This window comes from Sphingobium sp. YBL2, from assembly GCF_000943805.1.
GTDB classification, from domain to species: domain Bacteria; phylum Pseudomonadota; class Alphaproteobacteria; order Sphingomonadales; family Sphingomonadaceae; genus Sphingobium; species Sphingobium fuliginis.
In genome coordinates, this window is sequence record NZ_CP010954.1 from 2,926,508 (window position 1) to 2,941,793 (window position 15,286).

Annotated in this window: 15 protein-coding genes; 8 read left to right on the forward strand and 7 right to left on the reverse strand. The window is 66.2% G+C overall.

Translation table 11 applies throughout. The features are described from left to right. Positions 1 to 5 precede the first annotated feature (5 nt). Both TZ53_RS13535 and TZ53_RS13540 read right to left on the reverse strand, forming a co-directional pair. A complete protein-coding gene (locus TZ53_RS13535) occupies positions 6 to 1,262 on the reverse strand; it encodes a murein transglycosylase A (protein WP_044661621.1) in 1,257 nt (418 codons plus the stop codon). Continuing rightward, positions 1,259 to 1,915, reverse strand: coding sequence for a Tim44/TimA family putative adaptor protein (locus TZ53_RS13540; protein ID WP_044661622.1), 657 nt, complete (start codon positions 1,913 to 1,915; stop codon positions 1,259 to 1,261). The genes TZ53_RS13535 and TZ53_RS13540 overlap by 4 nt, the downstream gene beginning before the upstream one ends. 188 nt (positions 1,916 to 2,103) lie before the next feature. Here TZ53_RS13540 and secB point away from each other — a divergent pair, with 188 nt between their 5' ends. From secB to TZ53_RS13560, 4 genes are all read left to right on the forward strand, one after another. Then, positions 2,104 to 2,601, forward strand: a complete 498-nt coding sequence (secB, locus tag TZ53_RS13545; RefSeq protein WP_025551907.1) for a protein-export chaperone SecB — start codon at positions 2,104 to 2,106, stop codon at positions 2,599 to 2,601. A 121-nt stretch (positions 2,602 to 2,722) separates the two neighbouring features. Beyond that, positions 2,723 to 4,312: a murein biosynthesis integral membrane protein MurJ gene (murJ, locus tag TZ53_RS13550; protein ID WP_044661623.1), complete on the forward strand. Its 1,590-nt coding sequence runs from the start codon at positions 2,723 to 2,725 to the stop codon at positions 4,310 to 4,312. Positions 4,313 to 4,316: 4 nt separating this feature from the next. Continuing rightward, positions 4,317 to 5,321 carry a tryptophan--tRNA ligase gene (gene trpS, locus TZ53_RS13555; RefSeq protein WP_044661624.1) on the forward strand — a complete coding sequence of 335 codons (1,005 nt, stop codon included), beginning with the start codon at positions 4,317 to 4,319 and terminating at the stop codon, positions 5,319 to 5,321. 198 nt (positions 5,322 to 5,519) lie between these two features. Continuing rightward, positions 5,520 to 6,170 (forward strand): DUF4136 domain-containing protein, encoded by a 651-nt coding sequence (locus tag TZ53_RS13560; protein ID WP_025551911.1) that lies wholly within the window; start codon positions 5,520 to 5,522, stop codon positions 6,168 to 6,170. Between the two features lie 154 nt (positions 6,171 to 6,324). Here the strand turns inward: TZ53_RS13560 and TZ53_RS13565 are convergent, their stop codons facing one another. Together TZ53_RS13565 and TZ53_RS13570 are read right to left on the reverse strand one after the other, a co-directional pair. After that, positions 6,325 to 6,810, reverse strand: coding sequence for a hypothetical protein (locus TZ53_RS13565; RefSeq protein ID WP_044661625.1), 486 nt, complete (start codon positions 6,808 to 6,810; stop codon positions 6,325 to 6,327). Further along, positions 6,807 to 7,277 carry a copper chaperone PCu(A)C gene (locus TZ53_RS13570; protein ID WP_044661626.1) on the reverse strand — a complete coding sequence of 157 codons (471 nt, stop codon included), beginning with the start codon at positions 7,275 to 7,277 and terminating at the stop codon, positions 6,807 to 6,809. The genes TZ53_RS13565 and TZ53_RS13570 overlap by 4 nt, the downstream gene beginning before the upstream one ends. A 177-nt stretch (positions 7,278 to 7,454) precedes the next feature. Here TZ53_RS13570 and dnaK point away from each other — a divergent pair, with 177 nt between their 5' ends. Further along, the gene (gene dnaK, locus TZ53_RS13575; protein ID WP_044661627.1) at positions 7,455 to 9,353 is read left to right on the forward strand and encodes a molecular chaperone DnaK; all 1,899 of its coding nucleotides are present in this window, start codon (positions 7,455 to 7,457) and stop codon (positions 9,351 to 9,353) included. Positions 9,354 to 9,416: 63 nt separating this feature from the next. After that, on the forward strand, positions 9,417 to 10,544 hold the full coding sequence (dnaJ, locus tag TZ53_RS13580) for a molecular chaperone DnaJ (RefSeq protein ID WP_044661628.1): 1,128 nt from the start codon (positions 9,417 to 9,419) through the stop codon (positions 10,542 to 10,544). 101 nt (positions 10,545 to 10,645) lie between these two features. Here dnaJ and TZ53_RS13585 read toward each other — a convergent pair whose 3' ends face one another. Further along, positions 10,646 to 11,881, reverse strand: coding sequence for an amino acid permease (locus TZ53_RS13585; protein WP_229742510.1), 1,236 nt, complete (start codon positions 11,879 to 11,881; stop codon positions 10,646 to 10,648). 379 nt (positions 11,882 to 12,260) lie between these two features. Between TZ53_RS13585 and TZ53_RS26845 the strand changes: the two genes are divergently transcribed. Next, complete coding sequence (locus TZ53_RS26845; protein WP_037482272.1) at positions 12,261 to 12,455, forward strand: hypothetical protein; 195 nt, start codon at positions 12,261 to 12,263, stop codon at positions 12,453 to 12,455. A gap of 58 nt (positions 12,456 to 12,513) precedes the next feature. Here TZ53_RS26845 and TZ53_RS13590 read toward each other — a convergent pair whose 3' ends face one another. After that, positions 12,514 to 14,316 carry an acyl-CoA dehydrogenase C-terminal domain-containing protein gene (locus TZ53_RS13590; RefSeq protein WP_044661630.1) on the reverse strand — a complete coding sequence of 601 codons (1,803 nt, stop codon included), beginning with the start codon at positions 14,314 to 14,316 and terminating at the stop codon, positions 12,514 to 12,516. Positions 14,317 to 14,350: 34 nt separating this feature from the next. Next, positions 14,351 to 14,758, reverse strand: a complete 408-nt coding sequence (locus TZ53_RS13595) for a MerR family transcriptional regulator (protein ID WP_025548781.1) — start codon at positions 14,756 to 14,758, stop codon at positions 14,351 to 14,353. A 105-nt stretch (positions 14,759 to 14,863) separates the two neighbouring features. Between TZ53_RS13595 and TZ53_RS13600 the strand changes: the two genes are divergently transcribed. After that, complete coding sequence (locus TZ53_RS13600) at positions 14,864 to 15,280, forward strand: hypothetical protein (RefSeq protein WP_044661631.1); 417 nt, start codon at positions 14,864 to 14,866, stop codon at positions 15,278 to 15,280. Positions 15,281 to 15,286 lie beyond the last annotated feature (6 nt).

Here is a 15,286-nt window from a genome sequence, read left to right on the forward strand (position 1 = left end):
TGATGTCAGGGCTGCTGACCCAGGCGCGCCGCCGACCCGAGCGGCAGCAGGATCAGCGCGCTGCCCCGCGCCGACATGCCGCCCGCGATGCTGCGCGCATTGCTGCCGGCGCCCCAGAAGCTGTCGAAGCGGTTTGCGCCCTTGATCGCGCCGCCGGTATCCTGCGCGATCCAGATGCCATTGGGTTCCGCCCGGTCCAGCGAGAGCAGCACCGGCGCGCCCAGCGGCACATAGCGGGGATCGGCCGCCACCGTCGCTTCGGGCGTCACGGCGACGCCCATCGCGCCCAGCGGGCCGGCGCCGGTCAGTTCCCGGAAGAAGACGAAGCTCTTGTTCTCGTTCATGATCGCCGCGCCCTCGGCCGGATGGGCGCGCAGATATTGCATGATGTCCTGCATCGACCCGGCCTGGATGAGGCCGCGATCCTTCATCAGCTTGCCGATGCCGGTATAGTCGCGGCCATTCTGCCCGTCATAGCCGATCCGCATCACGCCGCCGTCGGGCAGCAGCAGGCGGCCGCTGCCCTGCACCTGGAGGAAGAAGAATTCCACCGGATCGGCGGCCCATGCCAGTTCCAGCCCCTTGCCGGCGAGCGACCCCGAAACGATCTGCGACCGTTCGTCGAACGGCACCAGATTGCTGCCGTCCACCTTGCCGCGAATGGTCCTGCCCTTCAGGCTGTCGCTGAACTGGCCCAGATTGACGTCGATGAGCGTGGGCGGGCGGCGGTAGATCGGCACCTCGTAACCCGGCTGCCGCGTGCGCGACCCCGCGATTTCCGGCTCATAATAGCCGGTGACGAAGGCCTTTCCGTCGCCCACCTGCACCGCTTCGAAATAGCGGGCGAAAAATTCGCCGGCCGACGCCTCCGGCCAGCTCGACGCGGCGGCGCAGGCGCTGTTCCAGTCCGTGCCGCGCGTCAGTCCGCTCTGGTCGCCCCGCCGCATCAGCGAAGGGCAGGAGAGGCGGAACGCCTGCAACGCCTTGCGCGAACGCTCGCCCGACGGAATGAGGTCGGTGATGGCCGGGCCGGGGGCGATTCCGGCGCTGACGGCATTGGCTGTATCGGCCGGCGCGGTCGCGGGAGGCGTGACCGCCACGGGCGGACGGGGAGTGGCGGGAACGGGGCGGGTTGCGGTCTCAGCGCCGCGAGGCGGCCTTGAGGGGGCAGGCCCACCCGCGCCGGGCGGAATCACGCCGCCGGCGCAAGCGGACAGCAGCAAAGCCGCGGCCAGCGCGCCCCACGACTGACGAAGGCTCATGCCGCCTCGTCGGTCTCGCTGAGCTTCCAGTTGGGATCGGTGCTGCGCAGGTCGCGCGTGAAGGTCCAGATGTCGTTGGTGCCGACAGCGTCGGTCAGCGAACCGGCGACGACATTGCCGTCGCGGTCGCGGGTGACGGCGGCGATGTCCGCCTCGAAACGCAGGGAAATCTCCGCCATGCGGCCAGTGACGCCCGCATCGACGATCTGCACCTTTTCCATGCGGACCAGGCGGTTGTCGAGGACATGGCCCTCCGCCTCCCGCGCCGCGATCGCTTCCTCGAAGGAGGCGAGAACATCGGCATCGCAAAGCCATTCCAGTTCCTGCCGGTCGCCGCGCCAGAACGCCTCCAGCACCATCTTGTAGGCGGCCTTGGCGCCCTCCACGAACTGGGGCACGTCGAAGCTGCGGTCGGCCGCGATCAGCGCGCGGACGCCCGCTTCGCCGCCGGGAGCGATCAGCCCGTCCGACAGCCGCACCGAATCGCCCGCCATTTCCGGAACCGGGCGCGGCTGCACGATCGTCACCTTGGCGCGTTCCTCCGCCGGGCGAAGCGCAGGCTCCTGCTCATGCCCGGTCCGCTTGCCGAGCACCGAATAAAGCCGCAACGCCAGAAAGCCGGCAATCATGGCGAGGATGACGATCACATACACGGGGTCAGGCACCCTTTGGACTGAATCTGAAACTGTAACGCAACCAACATAGGCATGTTTCCCCGCATATTCAAATGGCCGCTTTTCATGTGCCGCATTGCCCCCTCCTGCCGCCCCTGCTAAGCGCGCGGATCGACATGCGCGGACATTCCGCCCGCCAGGCAAACCTTAAAAACCAGGGAAATGAGATGGCCGAGGAAGCCGATACCATTCAGACCACCGGCAATGGCGCCGACAATGGCCCCCAGATCGCGCTGATCAGCCAATATGTGAAGGACATGTCCTTCGAAAATCCCAATGCGCCCGCCGTCTATCAGTGGCAGGACCAGCCGCAGATCGACGTGCAGTTCAACATCGGCGCCGACAAGGTGGGCGAGGAAGTCGTCGAAGTATCCCTGAAGATCGAGGTCAAGGCCACCGCGCCGCAGGGCACCGCCTTTGCCGTGGAACTGGTCTATGCCGCGATCTTCGGCATGCGGAACGTGCCCGAGGACCAGATGCAGCCCTTCATGCTGGCCGAAGCGCCGCGCCTTCTCTTCCCCTTCGCCCGCCGCGTGCTGGCCGACGCGATCCGCGACGGCGGCTTCCCGCCGCTGCTGCTCGATCCCATCGATTTCGGCGGCCTCTATGTCCAGCAGGCGCAGGCCATGGCGCAGACCGCAGGCGAGCCGGCCGGCCACGCCTGAGTCCGGGAATGATCCATCCCCCCGTTCGGGCTGAGCGTGTCGAAGCCCGCCACTTTCTTCCGATGAAGAAGAAGTGCAGCCCTTCGACAAGCCAAGGGCGAACGGGAGGAGGGGGTTTGCCATGAAACTCGCCAGGGCCCTTGGTTCCGTGGGCGGGCTGACGCTCGCCAGCCGGGTGCTGGCCCTTGTCCGTGATTCGCTGGCGGCGCGCTATGTCGGCGCGGGATTCGCGTCGGACGCCTTCAACGGCGTCGCCTTCCGCCTGCCCAACATGTTCCGCGCCCTCTTTGCCGAGGGCGCCTTTTCCGCCGCCTTCATCCCCATGTTCAACCGCAAGGCGGCGGGGCCGGGTGGGGTCGCGGACGGCTATCGCTTCGCTGAGCGGGCGCTGGCCGTGTTGCTGCCGGTGCTGGTCGTCTTCACCGCGCTGCTGATCGCGGCGGCCTGGCCGATCACATGGGCGCTCTCCGGCGGCTTCTCCCGCCAGAACCCGACGCCGGAGCAATTCGCCTTCGCGGTGACGCTCTCGCGGATCACCTTGCCCTATCTGGCGCTGATCAGCCTTGCCTCCCTGCTGGGCGGCATATTGAATTCGCTCGACAAATTCTGGGTGAATGCCGCCGCGCCGATCCTGCTCAACATCGCCATGATCGCGGGGCTGTGGCTGTTCCACGGCGCCGACGAATATGAAACCGCGCAGGTGCAGGCGATTTCCGTCACCGTGGGCGGGGCGCTGCAATTGCTGTGGCTGATCTGGGCCTGCCGCCGGGCGGGCGTGTCGATGAAGCTCAAGCGCCCGCGACTGGACGCGGATGTGAAGGAACTGCTCCGCCTGATCGTGCCGGCGGCGGCGGGGGCCGGGGCTTCGCAGATCAACCTGCTGATCTCCACCGCCCTGTCCGGCTGGCTGCTCGCCTCAGGCTCCATCACCTATATCTATTATGCCGACCGGCTGAACCAGTTGCCGCTGGGGCTGATCGGGATCGGCCTTGGCACCATATTGCTGCCGACCATTTCCCGCCTGCTGTCGACGGGCCAGGAGCAGGTGGCCATGGACACGCAGAACCGCGGCATCGAACTGGCGCTGTTCCTGACCCTGCCCGCGACCGTCGCCTTCATCACCGTGGCGGAACCGATCGTGCGGGGCCTGTTCCAATATGGCCGCTTCACCGCGCTGGATGCGGAGCGCTGCGGCTGGGCGCTGTCCGCCTTTTCCATCGGCCTGCCATCCTATGTCCTCGTGAAGGTGCTGACGCCCGGCTATTATGCGCGCGGGGACACCAGGACGCCGGTCCGCTATGCGATGCTGTCGATCCTCATCAACATCGTCGGGAACATCGTCCTGATCCCGCTGATGGGCCATGTCGGGCCGCCGCTGGCGACGGCGCTGTCCTCCACCGTCAATGTGGCGATGCTCTATTCGACGCTGGTGAAGCGCGGCCATTTCGCCGCCGACGGGCAGTTGCGGCGGCGCCTGCCCCGCCTCGCCGTGGCGGCGGTCGTGATGGGCGGGGCGCTCTATGCCGGCGAAGGGCTGCTCGATCCATGGCTCGGCGGGGTGATGGTCCAGCGCTATGTGGCGCTGGCGGTGCTTGTCGGCGCGGGAATCGCGCTGTACGGGGTGGCCTGCTTCCTTACGGGCGCCTATCGGCTCTCGGACCTGAAGGCGCTGATGCGGCGCAAAAGTGCAACCAAGACAGAGAACGGATAGAAGAATGCGCGTCCTTTCCGGCATCCAGCCGACCGGCAATCTGCACCTGGGCAATTATCTGGGCGCGATCCGCAACTGGGTGCGGATGCAGGACGAGATGGACAGCGGGAGCCAGTGCTTCTTCTTCCTGGCCGACATGCATTCGATCACCGTGCATGAAGGGCGCGAACAGCGTATCCGCAATGTCCGCGACATGGCCGCCGCGCTGGTCGCCGCCGGGATCGACCCGGACCGCTCCGTCCTCTTCAACCAGGCGCGGGTGCCCGCCCATGCGGAACTGTGCTGGCTGCTGAACGGCACGGCGCGGATCGGCTGGCTCAACCGCATGACCCAGTTCAAGGACAAGGTGGGCAAGGACCGCGAGGGCGCCTCCATCGGCCTGTTCGTCTATCCGGTGCTCCAGGCCGCCGACATCCTGGTCTACAACGCCACCCATGTGCCGGTGGGGGAGGACCAGAAGCAGCATCTGGAGCTGGCCCGCGACATCGCCACGAAGTTCAACACCGATTTCGGCGTGGAGCTGTTCACCCTGCCCGATCCGATCATCCCCAGGGAATCGGCGCGCATCATGTCGCTGCGCGACGGCACGGCGAAGATGTCCAAGTCCGACCCGTCCGACATGAGCCGCATCAACCTGACCGACGATGACGATGCGATCATGCAGAAGGTGAAGAAGGCCAAGACCGATCCCGAACCGCTGCCGGACAATGCCGGGAGGCTGGCCGGGCGTCCGGAGGCGAACAATCTTCTCGGCATCTATGCGACGCTGTCGGGCATGAGCGTGGACGCGGTCTGTGCCGAATTCGCCGGCAAGGGCTTCGGCGCGTTCAAGCCGGCCCTGGGCGAACTGCTGGTGGAAACGCTCCGCCCCATCCGTGCGCGGTTCATGGAATTGCGCACCGACGACGCCGCGTTGGACGCCATCCTGGAAAAGGGGGCGGCCAAGGCGTCGGCGGCGGCCGCGCCCACTTTGCGGGCGGCCTATGACGCGATGGGACTGATGCGCTGATGCCGCAGGGGTCGCCAAAGCGGCGGCCCTTTCCGGTTCGTGACGGAATAATCCATGCCGCGGCGTCATACGGATGGCAGGACATGGTTTGCGCCCGTTCGCCCGTTACGTGCGTTCAAACGATGTTCAGTTGCGTTTTGCCATGGCAGGACGCAAGATGTTTGGCAGGCGAAGTGCCTGGTACAGGACGCAAGAAAAATGACCCGTTTCAAAAAGATCGGCTTCCTCGCGGCGCCCGCTTTGGCGCTTGTGGCGCTGTCAGGCTGCGCGAGTTCCTTCAAGGCGGATGTGGCGCGCTTTCAGCAGCTTCCGGCACCCGCCGGCCAGAGCTTCACCGTTGTCGCGGACGATCCGCGCCTGGCGGGCGGCCTTGAATTTTCGCATTATGCGGACCTCGTCAGCCAGCGTCTGACGCAAACCGGCTATGTCGCCGCCGGCGATCCAGCGCGGGCCGACCTGATCGTGCGCGTGGCCTATGGCGTCGACAATGGGCGCGAAAAGGTGCGATCGACCGGATTCGGCAATCCCGACCCGTTCTTCTACGGCGGTTGGGGCTGGCGGGGCCGCTGGGGCCGCCCCTGGGGCTATGGCTTCTATGACCCGTGGCTGTTCGGGCCCGGCGGTTATAATGACGTGACCAGCTACACCGTCTATACCGGCGACCTCAGCATGAAGATCGACCGCGCCGCCGACAATCGCCGCCTGTTCGAGGGCAAGGCGCAGGCCCAGTCGCTTTCCAACAAGCTGACCTATCTGGTGCCGAACCTGATCGATGCGATGTTCACCGGCTTTCCGGGCCAGAATGGCGAGAATGTGAAGATCACGCTGCCGCCCGAGAAGAAGGGCTGAGCGGCTTTCCTCAGGGCGGCTCCCAGCCATGCCCCTTTGCCCGGCGGTCGAGGATCGCCGGGCTTTTCTTCTGGAAAGCGCGAGGGTCGCCGGGCGGTCCATCGCACCGGGCCGCCCGTCTCGCTGGAGCGCCTTCGCCGGAACATGGCGCGAATCACGGTCCGTCGTCGACCCCTTGCCGGCCGGCGAAGGGCAGCAGCTCCTCATAGACCGGAAGCGGCGGCTTGCCGTGCACGGAAACCCCGCGGCGCAACAGGAACGCATGCCGCACGATCTCCGCCTGCTGCTCCAGGCCATAGCGGCGGAACGGCTTTCCCGGCACGATCTCATAGCCGTAGCGGCAGAAGGGATGGCGCATCAGCGGCAGATACCATCTGCCGCCCCGCTGCGCCTGCCAGACATGGGTCATTTCATGGATGAAATGTCCCTGGACGTGCAGGGGGCTGTCGCAGAAATCAGGGCAGAACAGGGCGCTTTCCGGATGAAACCAGAGGTCGCCGTCGGGCGCCATGGTGACTTGCCGCGGCTGGAACGGCCACCATTTGCGATTATGCACCCGCACCCGCCGATAATCGATGGCGGCGGCGAACACCGACCGGGCCAGGGCGGTTTCAGCCTCGGTCAGCGGACGTCCGGTCAATGCGCCTCATGCTCCTTTTGCGGGGGAACGGGAGCGGCCGCGCCGGGCTTCTGGATGATGGCGTCGACCAGCAGGCGGTCGCCATTGGCGAGCAGGAAGGTGAGCGTCATCCTGCCGCGGCCGATCGCCGTGTCGTTGACGCCCCAGAGCATCAGATGCTTGCCGCCCGGCGCGAAGGCGACCGTGGACCTGGCGGGGATGGGGACGCTGTCGAGCGGCTTCATCGTCATCCTGCCGCCCTCGCTCATGCTCTCGTGCATCTCCACCTTCAGCGCATAGTCGGTGAGCACGCCGCGCAGCGCCGTGTCCGCGTCGCCGCCATGGGCGATGAAATAGCCGGAGGACGGCATGTCCTTGTTGGGGCTGAGCCGCACCCAGGCCTGATCGACATAGGTGGGCGCGGGATCGCCGCACGCCGTGAGCGCAAGCGGGCCGGCAAGGGCGATTAGGGGGTAAAATGCGCGCATGGGCAAAGGCTTCCTCAATGTCCCGTTTCCGATCGTTTCCTGGAGGTAATCGTCACAGCTTCTTGTGCCAAGCGAAAGCACGCCTATATCCCTTGCGCAAACGCCCTTGCCTTGGCGCTTTCGTGAGGTATGGGGCCGTCAACCGCTGAATATGATTTGGGGTTCAAAGAGGACACAATGGCAAAAGTAATCGGTATCGACCTGGGCACCACCAACAGCTGTGTCGCTGTGATGGACGGCGGCAAGCCCAAGGTGATCGAAAATGCGGAAGGCGCGCGGACGACGCCCTCCATCGTCGCCTTCACCAAGGACGGCGAGCGCCTGATCGGCCAGCCTGCCAAGCGTCAGGCCGTGACCAATCCGGACAACACCATCTTCGCCGTGAAGCGCCTGATCGGCCGCCGCTTCGACGATCCGATGACCAAGAAGGACATGGAGCTGGTGCCCTACAGCATCGCCAAGGGTCCCAATGGCGACGCCTGGGTCAATGCCGGCGGCAAGGATTATTCGCCTTCGCAGATTTCCGCCTTCATCCTGCAGAAGATGAAGGAAACCGCCGAGAGCTATCTGGGCGAGACGGTGACGCAGGCGGTCATCACCGTGCCCGCCTATTTCAACGACGCCCAGCGTCAGGCGACCAAGGACGCCGGCCAGATCGCCGGTCTGGAAGTGCTGCGCATCATCAACGAGCCGACCGCGGCCGCGCTCGCCTACGGGCTGGAGAAGCAGGACGGCAAGACCATCGCGGTCTATGATCTTGGCGGCGGCACGTTCGACATCTCGATCCTGGAGATCGGCGACGGCGTGTTCGAGGTGAAGTCGACCAATGGCGATACCTTCCTGGGCGGCGAGGATTTCGACGCCAAGCTGGTGGAGTTCCTGGCTTCGGGCTTCCAGAAGGATGAGGGCATCGACCTCACCAAGGACAAGCTGGCGCTGCAGCGTCTGAAGGAAGCGGCCGAAAAGGCCAAGATCGAGCTGTCCTCGGCGCAGTCGACCGAAGTGAACCTGCCCTTCATCACCGCGGACCAGAACGGTCCCAAGCACCTCGTCAAGACCATCACCCGCGCCGATCTGGAGCGGCTGGTCGCTGACCTCATCAAGCGGACCATGGATCCCTGCAAGAAGGCCCTGGCCGATGCGGGCGTGAGCGCGAGCGAGATCAGCGAAGTCGTGCTGGTGGGCGGCATGACCCGCATGCCCAAGGTGCGCGAGGCCGTGAAGGAATTTTTCGGCAAGGAACCGCACACCGGCGTCAACCCGGACGAAGTCGTCGCCATGGGCGCCGCCATCCAGGCGGGCGTGCTGCAGGGCGATGTCAAGGACGTGCTGCTGCTGGACGTGACCCCGCTGAGCCTCGGCATCGAGACGCTGGGCGGCGTGTTCACCCGCATGATCGACCGCAACACCACCATCCCGGCCAAGAAGAGCCAGGTCTATTCGACCGCCGACGACAATCAGCAGGCGGTGACGATCCGCGTGTTCCAGGGCGAGCGTGAGATGGCGGCGGACAACAAGCTGCTCGGCCAGTTCGATCTGGTCGGCATCCCGCCTGCGCCGCGCGGCGTGCCGCAGATCGAGGTGACGTTCGACATCGACGCCAACGGTCTGGTCAATGTCCATGCCAAGGACAAGGGCACGGGCAAGGAACAGCAGATCCGCATTCAGGCTTCGGGCGGCCTGTCGGACGCCGACATCGACCAGATGGTCAAGGATGCCGAGCGCTTTGCCGAGGAAGACAAGAAGAAGCGCGAGGCGGCCGAGGCGAAGAACAATGCCGAAAGCCTGATCCACACCACCGAGCAGCAGCTTTCCGAGCATGGCGACAAGGTCGATGCTGGCCTGAAGTCGGAGATCGAGACCGCGATCGCGGCCACCAAGTCTGCGGTCGAGGGCGGCGATGCGGAAGCCATGAAGGCGAAGGCGCAGGAACTCGCCACGGTCGCGATGAAGCTGGGGCAGGCCATTTACGAGAAGGAGCAGGCGGCTGCGGCTGCTCCGGGCGCGGACGCGCCGAAGGCGGATGACGATGTCGTCGATGCCGAATTCTCCGAAGTGGACGATAACAAGGCGTAAGCTGATGTGCTTGCCCCGTCAGGACTGTTATGGCCTTGACGGGGCAGGGACGCCGGGGGCGAGATGAGCACCGAAATCGACTATTACGAACTGCTCGAAGTCGAGCGCACGGCGGACGCCGCCACGATCAAAAGCGCCTATCGCAAGCTGGCGATGAAATATCACCCGGACAAGACCGGGGGCTGCACCGACAGCGAGGCCAAGTTCAAGGCCGTTTCGGAAGCCTATGAATGTTTGAAGGACCCGCAGAAGCGCGCGGCCTATGACCGGTTCGGCCATGCGGCGTTCCAGAATGGCGGCGGTTTCGGCGGCGGGCGCGGCGGCGCGGGCGGCTTTTCCGATCTGGGCGATATTTTCGAGACGATCTTCGGTCAGGCGGCGGGCGGCTTCGGCGGCGGGCGGCAGGCGCAGCGGCGCGGGGCGGACCTGCGCTACGACATGGAAATCACGCTGGACGACGCCTATCACGGCAAGAAGACCGAGATCGAGATCGAGGTTTCGGCCCCTTGCGAAAGTTGCGACGGCTCGGGCGCGCAGCCGGGCACCGGGGTCAAGAGCTGCGGCACCTGCCATGGCCATGGCCAGGTGCGGGCGCAGCAGGGCTTTTTCGTGGTCGAGCGGACCTGCCCGTCCTGCCATGGCGCGGGTCAGGTGATCGAAAGCCCCTGCCGTAGCTGCCGGGGCGAGGGGCGGGTGGACAAGCCCAAGACGCTTTCCGTCAACATCCCCGCCGGCGTCGACGAAGGCACGCGCATCCGCCTGTCGGGTGAGGGCGAGGCGGGGGCGCGGGGCGCGCCGGCCGGCGATCTCTACATCTTCCTGCATGTGAAGCGGCATGCGATCTTCGAACGGGACGGCACGACCCTGTTCGCGCGCGCGCCGGTCAGCTTCACGACCGCCGCCCTGGGTGGGGTCATCGAGGTGCCGGGGCTGGATGGCCGGCGGCATGAGATCAAGATTCCGAGCGGCATCCAGTCGGGCAAGCAGATTCGCCAGCGCGGCGCGGGCATGCCTGTGCTGAACGGGCGTGGGCAGGGCGATCTGGTGATCCAGGTCGACGTCGAGACGCCGACCAAGCTGAGCGCCAAGCAGCGCGAACTGCTGGAAGCCTTTCGCGAGACGGAAACCGGCGAGGAATGCCCGCAATCGACCGGCTTCTTCAGCAAGCTCAAGGAATTGTGGGGGGACTGATTTTCCCTCCACCCTTCGGATGGTCTTCCCTGCCTTCGTTCGCCCCGAGCTGGTGGAGGGGCTTTTCTTTCTTCGAGGAGAAGGGAAGGGCTTCGCCGGGCTCAGCCTGAATGGCGACAGGGCAGGGACTTTCGGTCCCGCCGCGCCCAGGCGTAAAAGGGAAATCCCCCCGCCATCAGCAGGAAGCTTGCTCCGCTGGGCACCAGCCCCGCGCCCCATAATGTCCAGAGCGCATAGCAGAGCCCCAGCAGAGCGGCGGGCACCGCCAGCTGGAACCTGAGCGCCGCCAGCGCGCAGCCGACATAGAGCCAGAGCGTGGCCGAGGTCGACAGCAGCGCCATCGCCGTGAACAGCGCCACCAGCCCCTGCAGGCTGTTGGCGATCAGCATCAGCGTTCCGAGCAGGCAGGACAGCAGCAGCGCGCGGACCGGCGTGCCGCGACCGTTGGTCCCGGCCAGCCAGCGCGGCAATTCGCCGCCCCGCGCCATGGCAAGCGGCACTTCACCCTGCAACAATGTCCAGCCATTGAGCGCCCCCAGGCAACTGATCGTGGCGAAGACCGCGATGAGCCCCGCCGGGCCGGGCGACCAGTAATGCGCGACGAAGGCGGCGAAGGGGGAGCCGGACCGGCTTTCCTCCGCCGGCAGGGTGAGGGCGATGCCGGAGCAGACCAGCAGGTAGATGAGGCCGGTGACTGCCGTGCCGATCAGCGTGGCGCGCGGGATTGTCCGGGCGGGATCGCGCACCTTGTCGGCGGCGACGCTGGCCGATTCGAAGCCGAGCAGCGCCCAGAGCGTCAGCGCGGCCGAGGCGGTGATGCCGGCGCTGGTGAAGCCTTGCGCGGGGAATGGCGCGACCTGCGCCCGGCCATGGCCCAAGGTCAGGGCGAGCAGGACGAAGACGACCGCTATCGGGATCAGCTTGATCGCGGTGGTGGCGAGCTGGGTCGCGCCCGCGGCGCGTGCGCCGACCAGGTTGATGCCGGTCGTCGCCCAGAGGAAACCGATGGAAAGGAGCGCCCCCATTCCGGGTCGGTGCAGCGCGGGCAGGATGCTGCTGAGATTGGCGGTGGCGGCGACGGCGATGGTGACATTGGTGAAGATCACCGAAATCCAGTATATCCACCCGATCGCGAAGCCGGCGGACGGGCCATAGGCGCGGGTGATGAACTGCGCCGTGCCGCCGGCGTCGGGCATCCGCACCGTCAGCCGGGCGATGACATAGGCAAGGAGGAGGGAGCCGGCGATGGTGAATATCCAGCCCGCCACCGCATCCCAGCCGAACGGCGCGAGCGAGGCGGGCAGCAGGAACACGCCGGACCCGATCATGTTGCCCATCACCAGCGCAATGCAGGCGGGCAGGCCGAGCGTGCGGCTTGCCGGCACTGGCCCGTTCACGAAGCGGCTCGCTGCATCATGTCCCGTTTGATGGGCCCATGCCGCGCCGCGCGCAATGGGTCAATGGTCGGTGGCGATGAAGGGGGGCGGTGGACGGTCCGTTGCGGGCGCTATGCGCGACGGGCGCCTGCGAAGGCAGGGCGCGGCTTTTCCGCCTTCGCTGGATTGACTGGGACGGTTTGCCGAAAGCGGGAGCATCGGCCTGCAAGCGGGATCGCGCCGCTCAAAATCCAGCCATGATGCGCGCGGTCATGAGGATGAGCTTTCTGCAATCGCGTTCGAAGCCATTGCATTTGCGGATTTTTCCCGCTGACCCCAGATGGGCGTCGATGCTGCAACGCAGCAATCCTTTTATCAAGAGGTCGCCATGTTCTCCCTGTTGTCGCTATATTTTGCCTATCGCCGCGATGTCGTCGTTGCCGAGCGCTATGTCGCCGGACTGGCCAGGGCCGAAGCCCGCCCTGCCGCCCCGGCGGCGCGGCGTCCGGCCGAACGACTGCCCCTCGCCGCCTGAAACGCAGGGACGCTCCGTCCGGCTTGGGCCGGATGGAGCGCCTTGCCTGCCCCGGCGGTCAGGCCGCCAGGAACATATCCGGGTCGAGCGCCATCAGGCTGTCGGCGCCGCCCTCGATCTTGCGGCGGAGCGCGCCGGCGTCGGGCATGATGCGTTCCGCGAAGAAGCGGGCGGTCACCAGCTTGGCTTCCAGGAATTTCGCGTCGCCTTCCCCCGCCGCGAGCAGGGCCGCCGCGGCCTTGCCCATGCGAAGCCACATCAGGCCGGTCGCGACGATGCCCAATATGTGCATATAGTGCACCGCCCCCGCCCCGGCATTGTCGGGGTTCTTCATCGCATTCTGCATCAGCCACATGGTCGCCGCGCCAAGCTGGCCGCTCGCCTTTTCCAGCGCCTCCGCAAGGCCGGCGAGCTTCTCGTCACCCTTGGCCTGCGCCACTTCATCCGCGACGATCTTCAGGAAGGCCTGAAGCGCGCGGCCGCCGTTCATCGGCAGCTTGCGCCCGACCAAATCCATCGCCTGCACGCCGTTGGTGCCTTCGTAGATCTGGGCGATGCGGACGTCGCGGACATATTGTTCGACGCCATTTTCCCAGATGTAGCCATGGCCGCCGAACACCTGCTGCGCCATGACGGTGACGTCGAAGCCCTTGTCCGTGCCATAGCCCTTGATCACGGGGGTCAGCAATTGCACCAGATCGTCGGCGGCCTGGCGTTCCTCTTCGGTGGCGGCCTGATGGGAAAGGTCGACCTGGAGCGCGCCCCAGAGCATCAGCGCGCGCAGCCCTTCGGTCAGCGCCTTCGCCTCCATCAGCATGCGGCGGACGTCGGGATGGACGAACAGCGTGTCGGCCTTTTCCTCCAGGTCCCTGGGGCCGGTCAGGGCGCGGCCCTGACGGCGGTCATGGGCATAATGGGCGGCGTTCTGATAGGCGATCTCCGCCTGTCCCAGGCCCTGGAGGCCGACGCCCAGCCGCGCCGCGTTCATCATGATGAACATGGCGGCCAGGCCCTTGTTCTCCTCGCCCACCAGCCATCCGGTGGCCCCGTCATAGTTCATGACGCAGGTGGCGTTGCCGTGAATGCCCATCTTGTGTTCGAGCGATCCGCAGGAGACCGCGTTGCGCTGCCCCAGCGATCCATCCTCGTTCACCAGCAACTTGGGCACCACGAACAGCGAAATCCCCTTGCTGCTGTCCGGCGCGCCGGGGGTCTTGGCAAGGACGAGGTGGATGATGTTTTCGGCAAGGTCATGCTCGCCCGCGGAAATGAAGATCTTGGTGCCGCTGATCGCGTAGCTGCCGTCGGCGTTCGGAACCGCCTTGGTCTTGATGAGGCCAAGGTCGGTGCCGGCATGCGGCTCCGTCAGGTTCATCGTCCCGGTCCATTTGCCCGACACCATATTGGGCAGATATTTCCGCTTCTGTTCCTCGCTGCCCTTGGCGAGCAGGGCGGCCACCGCCCCGCTGGTCAGGCCATGATACATTTCGAAGCTGTGATTGGCCGAGAGGATATATTCGCTGACCGCCGTGGCGACGACATGGGGCAGGCCCTGGCCGCCATATTCGGCCGGCGCGTGCAGCGTGGTCCAGCCGCCCTCGACATAGGCGTCATAGGCCGCCTTGAAGCCGGTCGGGGTGGTGACGCTGCCGTCGGGGTGGCGGGTGCAGCCTTCCCTGTCGCCCACGGCGTTCAGGGGGAAGAGGACTTCGGCGGCGATCCTGCCGCCTTCGGTCAGGATCGCGTCGACCAGGTCCGCCGACGCATTTTCGAAGCCGGGGAGGTTGGTGTAGCGGTCCAGCCCCACGATGTGATCGAGCACGAAGCGGGTGTCGCGGACGGGGGCGGTATAGCTGGGCATGATCTTCTCCGGACGGTTCTGTTCTGGTGGGGGATTATCTGTCGAGGACGGTCACGAACTGCGAGAGTTCCGCTATGGCGGCGTCGATGTCGTCCTTCTGCCGCGTGAGCAGGTCGATGCGCGCCCTGCACTTTTCTATGGTGACGCGGCGCTGTTCCTCATGCTCCTCGTCGGCGTCATAGAGGTCGATCATCTCGCGTATGTCGGACAGGCTGAAGCCGACCCGCTTGCCGCGCAATATCCAGGCCAGGCGGGCGCGGTCGCGGCGCGAATAGATGCGGGCGAGGCCCTGCCGTTCCGGGGCGATCAGCCCTTCATCCTCGTAGAAGCGCAGGGCGCGGGCGGTGACGCCGAATTCTTCCGACAGGTCGGTGATGGTATAAGACTGCCGGTCGCTGTGATCGGGCAGTTCGATACCGGCGATACTGGTGTGTTTGTCCATGCCGGCTGATGTAACGGTGCTTTACGTTTACGTCAAGGTGAGTGTGCGGCCCCTGGCCCTTTTGTCCTAGTGACAGGGCGGGCCGCCGCCGCTAGGGCCTGGGCCATGATGGGGGCAGTCAGACGATCGGAATCGGCAAGGGGCCTGCTGGCTGCGCTGGCCCTGCTCGTCCTCGCGATCCAGCTTGTCGCGCCTTCGGGCTTCATGCCGGTGCGGACCGAACGGGGCGTCGTCGTGACGCTCTGCACCGGGCAGGGCGCGGTCAATGTCGTGGTCGACCGGGGCGCCTTCGACCGGCATGGCGAGTCGGGCCGGCATCGTCCGGACGACGGTGCGCCGGGGCAGCAGCATTGCCCCTTTGCCGCATCGGTGCAGCCGCTGGTTCCGCCGCTGGCTCTGGCCGATCTGCCCCTGCCCGCCTGGCAGCTTGGTTTCGGGCCCATCGCCTTCGCGCTCAAGACCGGGCTGATCGCGCGGCTGGCCGCGCCGCCGCCGCCCTCCTCGGGGCCGCCCGCCTTCTGAAAATCC

Excerpts from the sequence above, each read along its gene's own strand:
- TZ53_RS13535 (WP_044661621.1), bottom strand. The coding sequence starts at position 1,262 with ATGAGCCTTCGTCAGTCGTGGGGCGCGCTGGCCGCGGCTTTGCTGCTG.
- secB (WP_025551907.1), top strand. The coding sequence starts at position 2,104 with ATGGCCGAGGAAGCCGATACCATTCAGACCACCGGCAATGGCGCCGAC.
- murJ (WP_044661623.1), top strand. The coding sequence starts at position 2,723 with ATGAAACTCGCCAGGGCCCTTGGTTCCGTGGGCGGGCTGACGCTCGCC.
- trpS (WP_044661624.1), top strand. The coding sequence starts at position 4,317 with ATGCGCGTCCTTTCCGGCATCCAGCCGACCGGCAATCTGCACCTGGGC.
- TZ53_RS13560 (WP_025551911.1), top strand. The coding sequence starts at position 5,520 with ATGACCCGTTTCAAAAAGATCGGCTTCCTCGCGGCGCCCGCTTTGGCG.
- TZ53_RS13570 (WP_044661626.1), bottom strand. The coding sequence starts at position 7,277 with ATGCGCGCATTTTACCCCCTAATCGCCCTTGCCGGCCCGCTTGCGCTC.
- dnaK (WP_044661627.1), top strand. The coding sequence starts at position 7,455 with ATGGCAAAAGTAATCGGTATCGACCTGGGCACCACCAACAGCTGTGTC.
- dnaJ (WP_044661628.1), top strand. The coding sequence starts at position 9,417 with ATGAGCACCGAAATCGACTATTACGAACTGCTCGAAGTCGAGCGCACG.
- TZ53_RS13585 (WP_229742510.1), bottom strand. The coding sequence starts at position 11,881 with ATGGGCAACATGATCGGGTCCGGCGTGTTCCTGCTGCCCGCCTCGCTC.
- TZ53_RS26845 (WP_037482272.1), top strand. The coding sequence starts at position 12,261 with ATGGGCGTCGATGCTGCAACGCAGCAATCCTTTTATCAAGAGGTCGCC.
- TZ53_RS13590 (WP_044661630.1), bottom strand. The coding sequence starts at position 14,316 with ATGCCCAGCTATACCGCCCCCGTCCGCGACACCCGCTTCGTGCTCGAT.
- TZ53_RS13595 (WP_025548781.1), bottom strand. The coding sequence starts at position 14,758 with ATGGACAAACACACCAGTATCGCCGGTATCGAACTGCCCGATCACAGC.
- TZ53_RS13600 (WP_044661631.1), top strand. The coding sequence starts at position 14,864 with ATGATGGGGGCAGTCAGACGATCGGAATCGGCAAGGGGCCTGCTGGCT.